This window comes from Chelatococcus asaccharovorans, from assembly GCF_003201475.1.
In the GTDB taxonomy this organism is placed as follows: domain Bacteria; phylum Pseudomonadota; class Alphaproteobacteria; order Rhizobiales; family Beijerinckiaceae; genus Chelatococcus; species Chelatococcus asaccharovorans.
This window is the reverse complement of record NZ_QJJK01000006.1, coordinates 342,883-356,996: the sequence shown is the minus strand read 5'-3', so window position 1 is coordinate 356,996 and position 14,114 is coordinate 342,883. Positions and strand designations below refer to the sequence as shown.

Annotated in this window: 17 protein-coding genes; 12 read left to right on the top strand and 5 right to left on the bottom strand. The window is 65.4% G+C overall.

Translation table 11 applies throughout. The annotated features are described in order from the left end of the window. The first annotated feature begins 34 nt into the window (after positions 1-34). The 6 genes from C7450_RS16030 to C7450_RS16005 all read left to right on the top strand — a co-directional run bounded on the left by C7450_RS16030 (position 35) and on the right by C7450_RS16005 (position 5,567). Entirely contained in the window at positions 35-733 is a 699-nt protein-coding gene (locus tag C7450_RS16030; RefSeq protein ID WP_110375446.1) for a metal-dependent hydrolase, read from the top strand. A gap of 231 nt (positions 734-964) precedes the next feature. Continuing rightward, entirely contained in the window at positions 965-1,474 is a 510-nt protein-coding gene (locus C7450_RS16025) for a hypothetical protein (RefSeq protein ID WP_110375445.1), read from the top strand. Positions 1,475-1,589: 115 nt separating this feature from the next. Beyond that, complete coding sequence (gene gatC / locus C7450_RS16020; protein ID WP_110375588.1) at positions 1,590-1,877, top strand: Asp-tRNA(Asn)/Glu-tRNA(Gln) amidotransferase subunit GatC; 288 nt, start codon at positions 1,590-1,592, stop codon at positions 1,875-1,877. A gap of 106 nt (positions 1,878-1,983) precedes the next feature. Next, positions 1,984-3,465, top strand: coding sequence for an Asp-tRNA(Asn)/Glu-tRNA(Gln) amidotransferase subunit GatA (gene gatA / locus C7450_RS16015; RefSeq protein WP_110375444.1), 1,482 nt, complete (start codon positions 1,984-1,986; stop codon positions 3,463-3,465). Between the two features lie 115 nt (positions 3,466-3,580). Then, positions 3,581-5,077: an Asp-tRNA(Asn)/Glu-tRNA(Gln) amidotransferase subunit GatB gene (gatB, locus tag C7450_RS16010; protein WP_110375443.1), complete on the top strand. Its 1,497-nt coding sequence runs from the start codon at positions 3,581-3,583 to the stop codon at positions 5,075-5,077. 19 nt (positions 5,078-5,096) lie between these two features. Next, positions 5,097-5,567, top strand: a complete 471-nt coding sequence (locus C7450_RS16005; protein ID WP_146227353.1) for a GNAT family N-acetyltransferase — start codon at positions 5,097-5,099, stop codon at positions 5,565-5,567. 177 nt (positions 5,568-5,744) lie between these two features. On the opposite strand, the gene C7450_RS16000 is transcribed toward C7450_RS16005, so the two are convergent. Both C7450_RS16000 and C7450_RS15995 read right to left on the bottom strand, forming a co-directional pair. Continuing rightward, a complete protein-coding gene (locus C7450_RS16000; RefSeq protein WP_110375441.1) occupies positions 5,745-6,542 on the bottom strand; it encodes a class I SAM-dependent methyltransferase in 798 nt (265 codons plus the stop codon). A gap of 157 nt (positions 6,543-6,699) precedes the next feature. Next, on the bottom strand, positions 6,700-7,083 hold the full coding sequence (locus C7450_RS15995; protein ID WP_110375440.1) for a hypothetical protein: 384 nt from the start codon (positions 7,081-7,083) through the stop codon (positions 6,700-6,702). A 226-nt stretch (positions 7,084-7,309) separates the two neighbouring features. On the opposite strand from C7450_RS15995, the gene C7450_RS15990 reads away from it, so the two are divergent. The 3 genes from C7450_RS15990 to C7450_RS15980 all read left to right on the top strand — a co-directional run bounded on the left by C7450_RS15990 (position 7,310) and on the right by C7450_RS15980 (position 9,098). After that, positions 7,310-7,975: a glutathione binding-like protein gene (locus C7450_RS15990; RefSeq protein ID WP_110375439.1), complete on the top strand. Its 666-nt coding sequence runs from the start codon at positions 7,310-7,312 to the stop codon at positions 7,973-7,975. A 122-nt stretch (positions 7,976-8,097) separates the two neighbouring features. Further along, positions 8,098-8,520, top strand: coding sequence for a nucleoside-diphosphate kinase (gene ndk / locus C7450_RS15985; RefSeq protein WP_110375438.1), 423 nt, complete (start codon positions 8,098-8,100; stop codon positions 8,518-8,520). Positions 8,521-8,864: 344 nt separating this feature from the next. Next, complete coding sequence (locus tag C7450_RS15980) at positions 8,865-9,098, top strand: hypothetical protein (RefSeq protein WP_110375437.1); 234 nt, start codon at positions 8,865-8,867, stop codon at positions 9,096-9,098. Between the two features lie 71 nt (positions 9,099-9,169). On the opposite strand, the gene purN is transcribed toward C7450_RS15980, so the two are convergent. Together purN and purM are read right to left on the bottom strand one after the other, a co-directional pair. Next, positions 9,170-9,859: a phosphoribosylglycinamide formyltransferase gene (gene purN / locus C7450_RS15975; protein WP_110375436.1), complete on the bottom strand. Its 690-nt coding sequence runs from the start codon at positions 9,857-9,859 to the stop codon at positions 9,170-9,172. 12 nt (positions 9,860-9,871) lie between these two features. Then, positions 9,872-10,963 carry a phosphoribosylformylglycinamidine cyclo-ligase gene (purM, locus tag C7450_RS15970; protein WP_110375587.1) on the bottom strand — a complete coding sequence of 364 codons (1,092 nt, stop codon included), beginning with the start codon at positions 10,961-10,963 and terminating at the stop codon, positions 9,872-9,874. 253 nt (positions 10,964-11,216) lie between these two features. On the opposite strand from purM, the gene C7450_RS15965 reads away from it, so the two are divergent. Genes C7450_RS15965 through C7450_RS15955 form a run of 3 tightly spaced genes read left to right on the top strand, consistent with a single transcriptional unit; the run spans position 11,217 to position 13,641 of the window. Beyond that, positions 11,217-11,747, top strand: coding sequence for a CDP-alcohol phosphatidyltransferase family protein (locus C7450_RS15965; RefSeq protein WP_110375435.1), 531 nt, complete (start codon positions 11,217-11,219; stop codon positions 11,745-11,747). A 27-nt stretch (positions 11,748-11,774) separates the two neighbouring features. Continuing rightward, on the top strand, positions 11,775-12,962 hold the full coding sequence (locus tag C7450_RS15960) for an AI-2E family transporter (protein ID WP_110375434.1): 1,188 nt from the start codon (positions 11,775-11,777) through the stop codon (positions 12,960-12,962). Further along, on the top strand, positions 12,955-13,641 hold the full coding sequence (locus tag C7450_RS15955) for a P-loop NTPase family protein (RefSeq protein WP_110375433.1): 687 nt from the start codon (positions 12,955-12,957) through the stop codon (positions 13,639-13,641). Before C7450_RS15960 ends, C7450_RS15955 begins: the two co-directional genes overlap by 8 nt. Positions 13,642-13,858: 217 nt before the next feature. On the opposite strand, the gene C7450_RS15950 is transcribed toward C7450_RS15955, so the two are convergent. Then, a complete protein-coding gene (locus C7450_RS15950; protein ID WP_110375432.1) occupies positions 13,859-14,062 on the bottom strand; it encodes a hypothetical protein in 204 nt (67 codons plus the stop codon). Positions 14,063-14,114 lie beyond the last annotated feature (52 nt).

Sequence of the window (14,114 nt, the reverse complement as noted above, 5' to 3'; positions counted from 1 at the left end):
ACACGCCGGCGGTCCATGTGCAGAGGAGAGTGTGATGAAGATCACCTGGTTCGGGCATTCCGCCTTCCGTCTCGATTTTGCCGACAAGGGGGTGCTGATCGATCCCTTCTTCACTGGCAATCCGGCCTTCACCGCCGATGTGGCTGAGGTTTCCGAGGGCGTGAGCCACATCCTCGTGACGCATGGTCACGGCGACCATGTGGGCGATACCCTGGCGATCGCCAAGGCGACGGGCGCCACTGTCGTCACGAACTATGATCTTGGGATGTGGTTCGTGTCCCAGGGCCTGGAGAAGTTCGAGCCGATGAACACCGGTGGCACCGTCGATGTCGGCGGCTTTCGCGTGAGCCTTGTGCGGGCGGATCATTCCGCGGGCCTCGGCGAGATGGGTGTGGAGCGCCCGCTGGGCAGCCCCAATGGCATGATCGTCAAGGCGGATGGCGAGCCGACCGTCTATCATATGGGCGACACCGATATCTTCAGCGACATGGCTCTCATCGCCGAAATCCACGAGCCGGACGTCGCCATGGTGCCGATCGGCGATCGTTTCACCATGAGCCCGCTGACCGCCGCGCTCGCCGTCCGGCGCTTCTTCAAGCTCAAGGCCGCGATCCCCTGCCACTACGGCACCTTCCCGATCATCGAGCCGAATGCCGACAAATTCGTCGCGGCCATGCACGATCAGGACACCAGGGTGATCGTTCCCACCAAGAACGAGGCATTCGTGGTCTGATCGCTCGGGGAGGGTGACGCGGCGGGCTCGCGCTTCGGGACGCCAGCGTGTGAACGGCCCCCCGCGGGCATCCTCAACGGCTGGAGATGAAGCGCTCTGGCCGGGATATGGCGGCGTTTCCGGCGGGGGCACGCGAGCCCGCGTGCCGTTAACCCTGAGGCCAGCCGGGAATCGCATCTGCCGGCATTTGATGCGATAAGGTCGTTTACGATGTCTTTACCAAGGCGGTAAATGAGGCGTCCTCATCTGCATACCATTCAAGGCGGCTCGGGACGCAGGGGCACAGACAGCTCCGGCGTCGCGGACGCGCGTGCGATTGTGGTGGATGATGATGAACTGGGCGGGGGGTGGGTCGCCGTCGATATCGATCACCTCCCCTTCGTTCCCATGGCAAGCACGCGTATGCGGCTGGCCTGGAGATATCGCGGCACTGTCGAAGGGCGCTTTGCGGATCAGTCGCGCCCGCCATTGCCGGAGCCGGCCGAGGATCCGCCTTGCGGGGTTAAACCCGCGCGCGGGGTTGCTGCGCAGATCCCCCCGGACCGCATCGTACGCGTTGGCCGCGACCTCGTCCCGTCGCCGCGTGCGCAAGCCTGGGCCGAAGCGGCCCGGCTGCGCCAGCGTGAACTCGAGGCGATGGCCTCTGCGGACGCACAGGCGCCTGCTGGCGAAGGGGATGCGCCTTCGCGGCCGGGTGAAACCCCGGCGGCAGGCGCCGCGGCGGATCCCGCGCGCGGCTGACGCGGGGGCGGGGGCCTGCCGCCAGGAATTCCGCCCGGCGTGGTCACGCGGGTTGCGGCGTGAAATGCCGGGGTGCTATAGCCCCATGATCTGCAACGAGATCCGGCTTGAGCCCATGTCCGTCGACGCCACCACTGTTCGCCGCATCGCGCATCTCGCGCGCATCGCTGTCACGGATGACGACATCCCCCATCTGCAGGGCGAGTTGAATGCGATCCTCGCCTTCGTCGAGGAACTTGATACCGTTGATGTCACGGGTGTCGAGCCCATGACCTCGGTGACGCCGATGGCGCTGATCCAACGCGAGGACGTGGTGACCGACGGCGGCTATCCCGATGACATCGTCGCCAACGCGCCGATGACGGAGGACCATTTCTTCATGGTGCCCAAGGTCGTGGAATAGGCACGCCATCTTCGCGCTGGCCGGTTGCCGGCCACCGCAGACCCATATCATTCCAGACGGAGCTCACATCCGTCCATGACCTTGCCCCTTTGAAACGAGAGCCCCAGTGACCGATCTGACGGACCTCACCCTCACCGAAGCGCGCGATGGCCTTCTCTCCAAGCGTTTCTCCGCGACCGAACTGACCAAGGCCCATATCGCGGCGGTCGAAGCGGCGCGGAGCCTGAATGCCTTTGTCCTGGAGACGCCGGAGCACGCGCTGGATCAAGCGGCTGCGAGCGATGCGCGGATCGCCAGGGGCGAGGCCGGGCCGCTGGAAGGGATCCCGCTCGGCGTCAAGGACCTCTTCGCAACCAAAGGCGTGCGCACCACGGCCTGCTCGAAGATTCTCGGCAATTTCGTGCCGTCCTATGAGTCGACCGTGACGTCGCAGCTCTGGCGTGACGGTGCCGTGATGCTCGGCAAGCTCAATAACGACGAATTCGCCATGGGCTCGTCCAACGAAACCTCTGCCTTCGGGCCGGTGGTCAACCCCTGGCGGCGCGAGGGCTCGAACCTGCAACTCGTCCCCGGCGGCTCCTCGGGCGGTTCGGCGGCGGCGGTGGCGGCGCGGCTTTGCCTCGGGGCGACGGCGACCGACACCGGCGGCTCCATCCGCCAGCCGGCCGCCTTCACCGGAACCGTCGGCATCAAGCCGACTTACGGTCGCTGCTCGCGCTGGGGAACGGTCGCCTTTGCCTCCTCGCTCGATCAGGCCGGGCCGATCGCCAAGACCGTGCGCGACTGCGCCGTGCTCCTGACGTCGATGTCGGGTCATGACCCGAAGGACTCGACCTCCGCGAATGTCCGCGTCCCCGATTTCGCGGCGGCGGTGGCCCGCGGCGTCAAGGGCCTGAAGATCGGCATCCCGAAGGAGTATCGCGTCGAGGGCATGCCCGCGGAGATCGCCGATCTCTGGCAGGCCGGCCAGGACTGGCTGAAGAGCGAAGGCGCGACGATCGTCGACATTACGCTGCCGCACACCAAATATGCGTTGCCGGCCTATTATATCGTGGCGCCGGCGGAGGCATCCTCCAACCTCGCCCGCTATGACGGCGTGCGCTACGGCCTCAGGGTACCCGGCCAGAACATCGTCGAGATGTATGAGAAGACGCGCGCCGCAGGCTTCGGGCCGGAGGTGCGCCGCCGCATCATGATCGGCACCTATGTGCTGTCGGCCGGCTACTATGACGCCTATTACCTGCGGGCCCAGAAGATCCGCACGTTGATCAAGCGCGACTTCGAGACCGTTTTCCAGGCAGGCGTCGATGCCATCCTGACGCCGGCGACGCCGTCGGCGGCCTTCGGCCTCGCCGAAATGCAGACGGCCTCGCCGGTGGAGATGTATCTCAACGACGTCTTCACGGTGACGGTGAACATGGCCGGCCTGCCGGGCATCGCCGTACCGGCGGGCAAGGACGGGCAGGGCCTGCCGCTCGGCCTGCAGCTCATCGGCCGTCCCTTCGACGAGGAGACTTTGTTCGCCGCCGGCCAGGTGATCGAGAGCGCCGCCGGACGCTTTGTCCCGCCGCAGGCCTGGTGGGCGTGAGTTTGCCTCGCGGGCAGAGTTCGGCCGCCGACGCGAAGCCGCCGCGGCTCTTGACGCCATCGGGGCGGTGGGCGAAGCCAAAACACGAACGATTGATCAAGATGAGACTGACGCCATGAATGCGCACACGCGGCCTGCCGATCCGGCCAAGCTCATCAAAGGGGCGACCGGCGATTGGGAAATCATCATCGGCATGGAGATCCATGCCCAGGTGTCTTCCAAGTCGAAGCTGTTCTCGGGCGCTTCGACGGAGTTCGGCGGCGAGCCCAATGACCATGTGTCGCTCGTCGACGCGGCGATGCCGGGCATGCTGCCGGTGATCAATGCCGAATGCGTGGCCCAGGCGGTGCGCAGCGGCCTCGGTCTCAAGGCTGAGATCAACCTGACCTCGGTGTTCGACCGGAAGAATTATTTCTACCCGGATCTGCCGCAGGGCTACCAGATCAGCCAGTACAAGAGCCCGATCGTCGGGGAGGGCGAGGTGATCGTCGACATGCTCGACGGCTCGCGCTTCACGGTGGGCATCGAGCGGCTGCATCTGGAGCAGGACGCGGGCAAATCGCTGCACGATCAGCACCCCACCATGAGCTTCGTCGATCTCAACCGGTCGGGCGTCGCGCTCATGGAGATCGTGTCGCGGCCGGATCTGCGTTCCGCCGACGAGGCCAAGGCCTATGTGACGAAGCTCAGGACCATCCTGCGCTACCTCGGCACCTGTGACGGCGACATGGAGAAGGGGTCCCTGCGCGCCGACGTCAATGTCTCGGTGCGCCGCCCCGGCGAGCCGCTCGGCACACGCTGCGAGATCAAGAACGTCAATTCCATCCGCTTCATCGGCCAGGCCATCGAGTATGAGGCGCGCCGTCAGGTCGACATCCTCGAGGATGGCGGCGTGATCGACCAGGAAACGCGCCTGTTCGATGCCGGCAAGGGCGAGACCCGCTCCATGCGCTCGAAGGAAGAGGCGCATGACTACCGCTATTTCCCCGATCCGGACCTCCTGCCGCTCGAATTGGAAGAGGCCTATGTCGAGGAATTGAAGCGTGGCCTGCCGGAACTCCCGGACGAGAAGAAGGCGCGCTTCGTCGAGAGCTTCGGCCTGTCGTCCTATGACGCGGCGGTGCTGGTGGCCGAACGCGAGACCGCCGATTTCTTCGAGGCCGTCGTGGCGAAGTCCGACGGTGGCGCCCGCGATGGCAAGGCCGTGGCGAACTGGGTGATCAACGAGCTGTTCGGCCGGCTGAACAAGGAGGGCCTGGCGGTCACCGCCTCGCCCGTCTCGGCGGCCCAGCTCGGCGCGATTATCGACCTCATCGGCGAGGACGTGATCTCCGGCAAGATCGCCAAGGATCTGTTCGAGATCGTCTGGAGCGAGGGCGGTGATCCCCGGCAGATCGTCGAGGATCGTGGCATGAAGCAGGTGACCGACACCGGCGCCATCGAGCAGGCCATCGATGCCATCATCGCCGCCAATCCCGACAAGGTCGAGCAGGTCAAGGCAAAGCCCACGATGCTCGGCTGGTTCGTCGGTCAGGTCATGAAATCGACGGGCGGCAAGGCCAATCCGCAGGCCGTGAACGCGCTGCTGAAGGCCAAGCTCGGCATTGAGTGACGTGTCGGCGGCCGCCGCTATGCTTCGTCCTGCGCGCGACGGCGACGCGCAGGACCTGTTCGGGCTGATCGCGCTCTGTTTCGCAGATTATCCCGGCTGCTATGTCGATCCGCATGACGACCTGCCGGACCTCGTGTCTCCCGCAGGAGCCTATGGGGCGGACGGGTGCGGCTTCTGGGTGATCGAGGACGACAATGGGCGTGTCGGCGCGTGCATTGCGCTGGATTATCCCGAACCCGGCATTGCCGAGTTGCACCGGCTCTATGTCCGGCCCGATCTCAGGCGGCGCGGGCTCGCCGCACGCCTCGTCGCCCATGCCGAGACCCATGCCCGGCATCATGGGGCGACGGCCATGCTGGCCTGGTCCGACACACGCTTTACCAGCGCCCACCGTCTTTATGTCCGGCTCGGCTACAGCCAGGGCGCGGAAGCGCGTGCGCTCGCCGACATTTCGCATTCGCGCGAATATCGCTTCGACAAGGCGCTGTGACGGCGGCGAGAGCACGCTTCGAATCTGATCGAATCACGAAGCCTCAGCCGTCATGGCCGGGCTTTGTCCCGGCCATCCCGATAGGCGCAGAGCTCTTGCCCTTCTAATCGGGATCCCCGGCACAAGGCCGGGATGACGCCGGTGGGGGCAGGCGCGTCACATCCGTCGGACAATGCGCTAACCCCTTCGGGCGATGAGCGCCTTGACCTCGACGATTTCGTCGAACCGGCCGGTGGGCGACAGCGCCGCCAGTCCCCGGCGCAGCTCCTCCTCGAAGGCGTCCTTGCGTGCGCCGAGAGCCTGCGGTGACGTCACCGACATGGAGAAGGTGCGCCCGACGATCGCGTCGACGTCGAGGGTCTGCTTGAAGATCACGCTATGGCGTTCGAGATGCCGGAAGGGCGAGTCGAGAAGCACGGCCTCATGCGGCGGACGCGAAGGACTGCGCCGCGCCTCGCGCTGTCGCGCCTCCTCGGGTGCATAGTGTGATGCGAGGGGTTCGAGTACCGCTTTGCGCCACTCCTGGCCGGGGTAGGGCAGCTGGCCGTCGCTGAACAGGACGACGGCACCGCCAGGGGCGATCATGCGGTCGAGGGTGGCGAGTGTTGCTTCGCGATCCATCCAGTGAAAGGAGCGCCCCATTGTCGCGAGCTGGAAGGGACCGCCGAGCCGGTCGAGGTCGAACGACGAGCCCCGCACGAAGGTGACGGGCACGCCCGCCTCTTCGGCAGCGGCCCGGGCCGCATCGAGCATCGCGGGTTCGGGATCGACCGCGGTCACATCATGTCCCAGCCGCGCAAAGGCGATCGCCAGGAGGCCGGGGCCCGTGCCGAGATCAAGGATCGGGGCGTGCGGCGGCAGCGCGAGATGATCGGCGACAAACTGGATGAGCGCGGCCGGATAGGGAACGCGAAAGCGCGCGTAGAAGGGCACCGTCGTCTGGAAGCGGTGGGGATTGAAGGCCGTATCGTTCATTGCTGTGCCTTACCGCTGATGGCTGCCCTTGCGCACTCCAGACAGCTTCTAGCGCCAGTCTGTGCCATAAGCGTGACGGCGCTGCGCTCGCGCGCGATCCACGCGCGGGTCTCATGCCCCGGGTTGAAGCCCGAGGCATGACGACGTCGGCGCGTGGTCAGCGCTGCTTGAGACACTCGCTGGAGAACTGGCGCCAGGTCTTGCCGCCGGTGGTGTTGGCGGCCTTGGCCTTCTGCCATTGGGCGCCGCAGTCCTTCATCCGGGCCTGCGCCGCGAGCTGCGCCTCGCTCGGCGGCTTCTTTGCGGTCGGGGCGTCCGCGGGTTTCGCGGCGGTCGCGGGTGCAGGCTTGTCGGGCACAGGCTTGTCGGGCACAGACTTGGCTGTTGCAGGCTTGGCGGGTGCAGGCTTGGCTTTTGCCGGCGCCTGGCTCTGCGTCGTCGCTGGCGGGGTCTGTGGCTGCGACGTTTGGGCGCTGGCAGGCAGCGCGAAGGCCGCGATAACGGAAACGGCGGCGATGGAACGGATAATTGGCTTAAACATGTTTTTCCTCGCAATAAGCGCGCTGAGGCGGCTGTTCAGGTTACCCCCAATGCACCGACGGCAGGGTGCGCCCCGTGAGCTGAACGGCAATTGAACGCGACGGGGAAATTCATGTTAATGCTTGTGGCGTGATTGTGCGCTATCCCACTTGGTATAGTTTCGCTGTCGGCATAGGTTTCTCCATGGTGCTGCCGCGAGACGGGACAGCAGGCCGGATGGAGCTTTCATGAGCGACCCTAAACCGATCGAGGTCTTTTATTGGCCGACACCGAACGGCTGGAAGATTACGATCATGCTGGAGGAATGCGGGCTTCCCTACGTGGTTCGCCCCGTTCATATCGGCAAAGGCGAGCAATTTCGGGAAGAGTTTCTGGCGATCTCCCCCAATAACAAGATCCCGGCCATCATCGATCCGGACGGCCCAGGCGGCGAGCCGATTTCGATCTTCGAATCCGGCGCGATCCTTTGCTATCTCGGCAACAAGAGCGGCCAGTTCTATCCGCGCGACGAGCGCCAGCGTGTTGCCGTCGATGAATGGCTGTTCTGGCAGGTGGCGGGCCTCGGCCCTATGGCGGGCCAGGCGCATCATTTCCGCATCTATGCCCCGGAGAAAATCCCCTATGCGATCAACCGCTTCACGGCCGAGGTCGAGCGTCTCTACGGCGTGCTCGACCATCGCCTGACGCGGCATCCCTATCTGGCGGGAGACGACTACACGATCGCCGATATCGCAAGCTTCGGCTGGGTCAAGCTGTGGGACCGGCAGGGCATCGACATCGAACGCTTCCCGGCGATCAAGCGCTGGCTGATGGCGATCAAGGCGCGGCCGGCCGTGCAACGGGCGCTGGCCATCGGTGCCGATGGTCGTAAACGCAGTGAACAGGACGCCTGACGGCGCGTGCCGTGCCTGCGAGACGCCATGCGGTGATCAAGATCATTCAGCCAGCTTGTTTCGGCGGCCTTGGCTCGCTATAAGCCGCGCCATCGCTGCAACGCACAACCGATGATGAAACAATGGCCCTTGAGCGCACTTTCTCTATTCTGAAGCCCGACGCGACTGCCCGCAACCTGACGGGTGCCGTCAACGCCGTCATCGAGGCTGCCGGTCTGCGCATCGTCGCCCAGCGCCGCATCCAGATGACCACGAAGCAGGCCGAGACCTTCTACGCGGTCCACAAGGAGCGTCCCTTCTTCGGTGAGCTCGTCTCCTTCATGACCTCCGGCCCCGTGGTCGTGCAGGTGCTCGAAGGCGAGAACGCCATCGCCAAGTACCGCGAAGTCATGGGCGCCACCAACCCGGCCAATGCGGCCGATGGCACCATCCGCAAGCAGTTCGCGCTCTCCGTCGGCGAAAACACCGTGCATGGCTCCGACGCGCCCGAAACGGCCGCCGTCGAGATCGCGCAGTTCTTCTCCGGCAACGATATCGTCGGCTGATCGGTTCGTTCGGACTTTTGCCCGACGTACGATGGTCCGCGGCTTCCACGGGCGCGGGCCATCGCCTTTTCGGCCCGGCTCGGCCGCGGCGCGAGGTGGACCTTCGGGCGCCGGGCTGTTGACCCACAGCCGGCATCGCCGGGCAAATTCTCATCAACCTTTTTGAATTATGTTCGTGGCTGTAGCCGGGAACTCCGGCCTGCCGTTTCAGGGACGAAGGTGGGGAAATGATCCGTGTCTTGACCGTCGCGGTGGTTGGTTGCGCACTATCGGTTGCTGTGGCTCTCTCCGCTCACGCCGGAGGCCGACCGCCAGCAGGAACCGCGAGCGCAAGCTACGCCACCATGTCCGAGGACGAGATCCGCACGTCGATCCTCGATGCCTGCGTCGTCACGCAGTGGCAGAGCGCAACCTCCCAACGTGACAATTATGCCGACCGGTGCGGCTGCTACGCGCGGCGCGTGACCTCCGGCATGACACCGGATGAATTCAACGCCTTCCGCCGCACCGGCTATTTCAACGATACCGCGCGCCCGAAGGCCGAGGCAGCCTTGGCTGCCTGCAAGGTCAAACGCTGACCGACGACGGCGATACCGCGCCAGGTCCGCCCCATAATGACGCCGTGGTTCCCTCGTGACATCAGCACGCTCTAAGTAGGCACGACCAGAACGGCATCCGCTGGCGTCGTATCGCCCGCAATGACCACGCGGCCATCGACGAGTTTTGCCTGCCCGGATGCCACGCGTGCGAGCGCGGCCGGATAGATCACATGTTCTTGAACGAGAACCCGCGCGGCCAATGTTTCAGGGGTATCCCCCTCGACGATCGGCACTGCCGCCTGGGCCAGGACGGGGCCGTCATCCAGTTCCGGCGTCACGAAATGCACGGTGCAGCCGTGGAGCCGCACGTTGGCGGCCAGCGCCCGTGCATGGGTGTCGAGGCCCCGGAATGCCGGCAGCAGCGACGGGTGGATATTGATGAGGCGTCCCGCCCAGCGGTTGACGAACCACGGCGTCAGCACCCGCAGGAAGCCCGCCAGACACACCAGCTCGACCCCGTGCTCGACCAGCACCGCATCGATCGCGCGCTCGAAGGCCTCACGGTTGCCGGCGAAGAGCTTGTGGTCCACCACAGCCGTCGCGATGCCGGCCTCGCTTGCATAGACGAGCCCGGCCGCATCGGCGCGGTTGGATAATACCAGCGCGATGTCCGCAGGGAAGCCTGGCGTCCTGGCGGCTTCGACGAGCGCGACCATGTTCGAGCCACGGCCCGAGATGAAAATCGCGGTCTTGGGGCGGGCCGGAGCCTTGCCAGCCCCGGTGTCGGACGTGGAGGTCATCGCTGGTCGATCCTAGAGGCCGTGCCGCAGGCTGCCCGTCGTCGTCACGCGCGGGGCGTCTTCGCGGCCCGAGATGATCTCGCCGAGCACGAAGGCCTGCTCGCCCTGACGGGCGAGGGCGGCGAGCGCTTCGTCCTTCGCGGTCGCCGGGACGACGACGATCATGCCGACGCCACAGTTGAAGGTGCGCAGCATCTCGGCTTCCGCGATACCACCTTCCTGCGCGAGCCAGCCGAAGACCGGGGGGACCGTGATCGCATCGAGATCGAGCCGGGCCGCGACACCCTCGGGCAGCACGCGCGGGATATTGTCCGGAAATCCGCCGCCGGTGATATGGGCGAGCGCCTTGATCGCGTCCGTTTCCTTCAGCGCGGCGATTAGGGTCTTCACATAGATGCGCGTCGGTGTCAGCAGGGCCTCGCCGAGGGTTTTGCCCGGGGCGAAGGGCGCCGCGGCGTCCCAGGCCAGGCCGGTCAGGGACACGACCTTGCGCACCAGGGAGAAGCCGTTGGAATGCACGCCGGAGGACGCGAGCCCGATGATGACATCACCGGGTGTCACGTCCCCGCGGGGCAGCAGGCGACCGCGCTCGGCGGCGCCGACGGCAAAGCCGGCGAGGTCATAGTCCGTGCCGGCATAGACGCCGGGCATCTCCGCCGTCTCGCCGCCGATGAGCGCACAGCCGGCCTGTCGGCAGCCTTCGGCGATCCCCGCGACAATCGCCGTGCCGACGGCCGGGTCGAGACGCCCCGTCGCATAATAGTCCAGAAAGAAGAGAGGCTCGGCGCCCTGTACGACGAGATCGTTCACGCACATGGCGACCAGGTCGATACCGACCGTGTCGTTGATGCCGGTCTCGATGGCGATCTTCACCTTGGTGCCGACGCCATCGTTGGCGGCAACGAGGATCGGATCCTTGAAGCCCGCGGCTTTCAGGTCGAACAGGCCGCCAAAGCCGCCGATCTCGCCATCTGCGCCCGGGCGACGCGTGGATCGGACCAGCGGTTTGATCGCCTCCACCATGGCATTGCCGGCATCGATGTCGACGCCTGCCTGCGCATAGGTCAATCCGTTCTTGATCCCCTTCTCGGGCGGCTTGGGCATGTCAGGCATCTCGCAACTCGGACGGGCTCAATCGGGCACCGGGCACGCAGCCGGCACGATCCTTCTCCCCGCGAGTACGACGCCGGCGCCGTCCATGCAAGGGGGGACGGCGGATGATCGCCCGGGACCGGCGGCATTGCCGCCGGCGGGACGCGCCCTCGCACTCCCGGGGGGCGCACCCTAGATTAGGTGCGGCAGGAGCGCATCCTGTCTCACGAGGCTCCTGTAAATCCTGGATACGACTGCATTTCTGATGACGCTGCCGAATATCATCACCATCGCGCGCCTGCTGCTTGTTCCCGTCGTTATCGCCATGATCGTCGCGGGACGTTGGCAGACAGCTTTCGTCCTCTTCGTCGTGGCGGGGGTGTCCGACGCGGTGGATGGGTTTATCGCGCGGCGCTTCAACATGAAGACCGAGCTCGGCGCCTATATCGATGCGCTTGCGGACAAGGCCCTTCTCGTCTCGATCTATGTGTCCCTGGCCATCGTGGGCGTTCTGCCGGGATGGCTTGCGATATTGGTCGTGTCACGCGACGTAATGATCCTGATGGCGGTGATTGTGTCCTGGCTCCTGAGACGACCGGTGGAAATCCGGCCTCTCATCGTCAGCAAACTGAACACAGGCACGCAACTCGCTCTGGCTGCTGTCGTTCTCGGATCCCGCGGCTTTGGACTAGACTGGGGAGTATTGATCGACATCCTGACGATAGGGGTCGCCTGCTTGACGGTGGCCTCGGCGGGCGCCTATCTCGCGGTGTGGTCGCGCCATATGGCGAAATAGGCGGCAGGCAATGGATACGGGTATACGATGAGCTTTCAACGGCAGGTCGGCTTCTGGGTCACGGCGCTTGCTGTCGCCATTCTGGCGCTCGTTCTGCTGCGCGGCATTCTGTTGCCGTTCGTCGCCGGGCTTGCGCTCGCCTATCTCTTGGATCCGCTGGCCAACCGCTTCGAGCGGATGGGAATCCGGCGGCTGCCTGCGACGATCATCATCCTCTGCATGTTCGTGCTGCTGTTCATCCTGGTGCTGATGGTCATCGTTCCCGTTGCCGCCAATCAATTGGCGGCCTTCGTGGCCAAGCTGCCGGCGACCGTCGCGCGCCTGCAGCAACTGGCGGTCGACCATGGCAGGCCTCTTATCGAGCGCCTGGGTGGCCCGGGCGCCATCGGCGATATCGAGGGATCGCTCGGCAATATCATGAGCCAGGGCGCGAGCTGGTTCGCCGGATTCCTGCAGTCGCTCTGGTCAGGCGGCCAGGCCCTCGTCGGGATTTTCTCGCTGCTCGTCATCACGCCGGTCGTGGCCTTCTACCTGCTCGTCGACTGGGAGCGCATGGTCAACAAGGTCGACAGCTGGCTGCCTCGACGTCATCTCGCGACCATCCGCCAGCTCGCGCGGGAAATGGACCGCGCGATCGCCGGCTTTCTCAGAGGCCAGGCGTTGGTCTGCCTCATTCTCGGCACGTTCTACGCCGTGGGTCTTTCGCTCGTCGGGCTCAACTTCGGTGTCCTGATCGGGCTCCTCAGCGGCATCCTGACCTTTATTCCCTATGTCGGATCACTGACCGGGCTCGTTCTCTCAGGCGGCGTCGCCATCGTCCAGTTCTGGCCCGACTGGACATGGATTGCCGCGACCTTCGCCGTCTTTTTCGTCGGGCAGTTCATCGAGGGCAACATCCTCTCGCCAAAACTCGTTGGTGACGCGGTCGGCGTGCATCCTGTATGGCTGATGTTCGCCTTGCTGGCATTCGGGTCGCTGTTCGGCTTTCTCGGGCTGCTGCTTGCCGTGCCGATCGCGGCGGCGATCGGCGTGCTCATGCGGTTTGCGCTGCGCCAGTACATGGACAGCCCGTTCTACGATTCGCGGCGAATGGTCCTGTCCGCCGAGGAAACCCGCGAGATCCAGCAGGTCAAGGTCATCGCGGTGACCACCTCGCCCGAGGGCGGCCAGACGACGGCGGTGGAGCCGCGCCAGAGAACGGATAGGGATGAGTGAGATACCGCGCCAATTGACGCTGGATTTGCCCGTCGAAACACGGCAGGGCGCTGACGATTTCCTGGTCGGGCCGGCGAATGCCGCCGCGCATAGTCTCGTCGAAGCATGGCCCCACTGGCCTGACCCGGTCCTGCTCCTCGTCGGGCCCGAGGGGTCGGGCAAGACCCATCTGGCCACGATCTGGCGTGAACGCACCGGCGCGGTTGTCATCGCGGCCGGCGATCTCAACGATCGGACCCTCGAAGACACCCTGCGCGCCGCCGCCATGTCAGGCAACGCCATCGTCATCGAGGACTGCGACAGCGGCCGCGTTGACGAACATGCGCTGTTCCATCTGCTCAATATCGTGCGCGCGCGCGGATCGGCCCTTTTGACGGCGCGCAGCCTGCCGGGCGCCTGGGGGCTCGCGGTGCCGGATCTTCTGTCGCGTTTGCGCCTCGCCGCCCTTGCTGAAACGGGGCCGCCAGACGATGCGCTGCTGCGGGCCGTGCTGGTGAAACTGATCGTGGACCGGCAGTTGATGGTGGACGCCGGGGTGGTCGAGACAGTGTTGACGCGCATGGAGCGCTCCTTCGCGGCCGCGCAGCGGATCGTCGCCGCGCTGGACCGTGAGGCGCTCAGCCGGGGACGGCGGATTACGCGGGTGATGGCCAATGCCGTCCTGCAGGAGATGACGTGATGCAAAAACCTTCGTCGGGCGCGCCACGCCGCAGGGCACCGAAGCGGCAGGCTCCGCTCGCGGGAGACGAGGCCCTCCCGGGGAAGGCCAAGGCTCTCCCGGGGAAAGCCAAGGTCCTCCCGGGGAAAGACAAGGCCGTCCCGGGGAAAGACAAGGCCACGAAAAAGAAGCGTTTACGCCCCAAAACGCTTCCTGCTGGAGGCGAAACAGGTCATTCTCAAGCCACAAAGCCGATGAAAGCGCGTTTCAATGCGGGAGACGCTTCCGCGACACGTCCCTCGAAAGCGAAGCGTCGGGACAGGGCGGTCCGGCCGCCGTCCGTCGCGGTGCCGGATATCTCGGCGTCGGATGTCTCGATGTCGGATGTTTTGAGGGCCGATGCATCGTTGGCTTCGGATGTCTTGGAAACGTCGCGCAACATTGGGACAATTGTCTCCGATAAGGGTTTGGAGACGGTGGAGGTTATGGTGAGC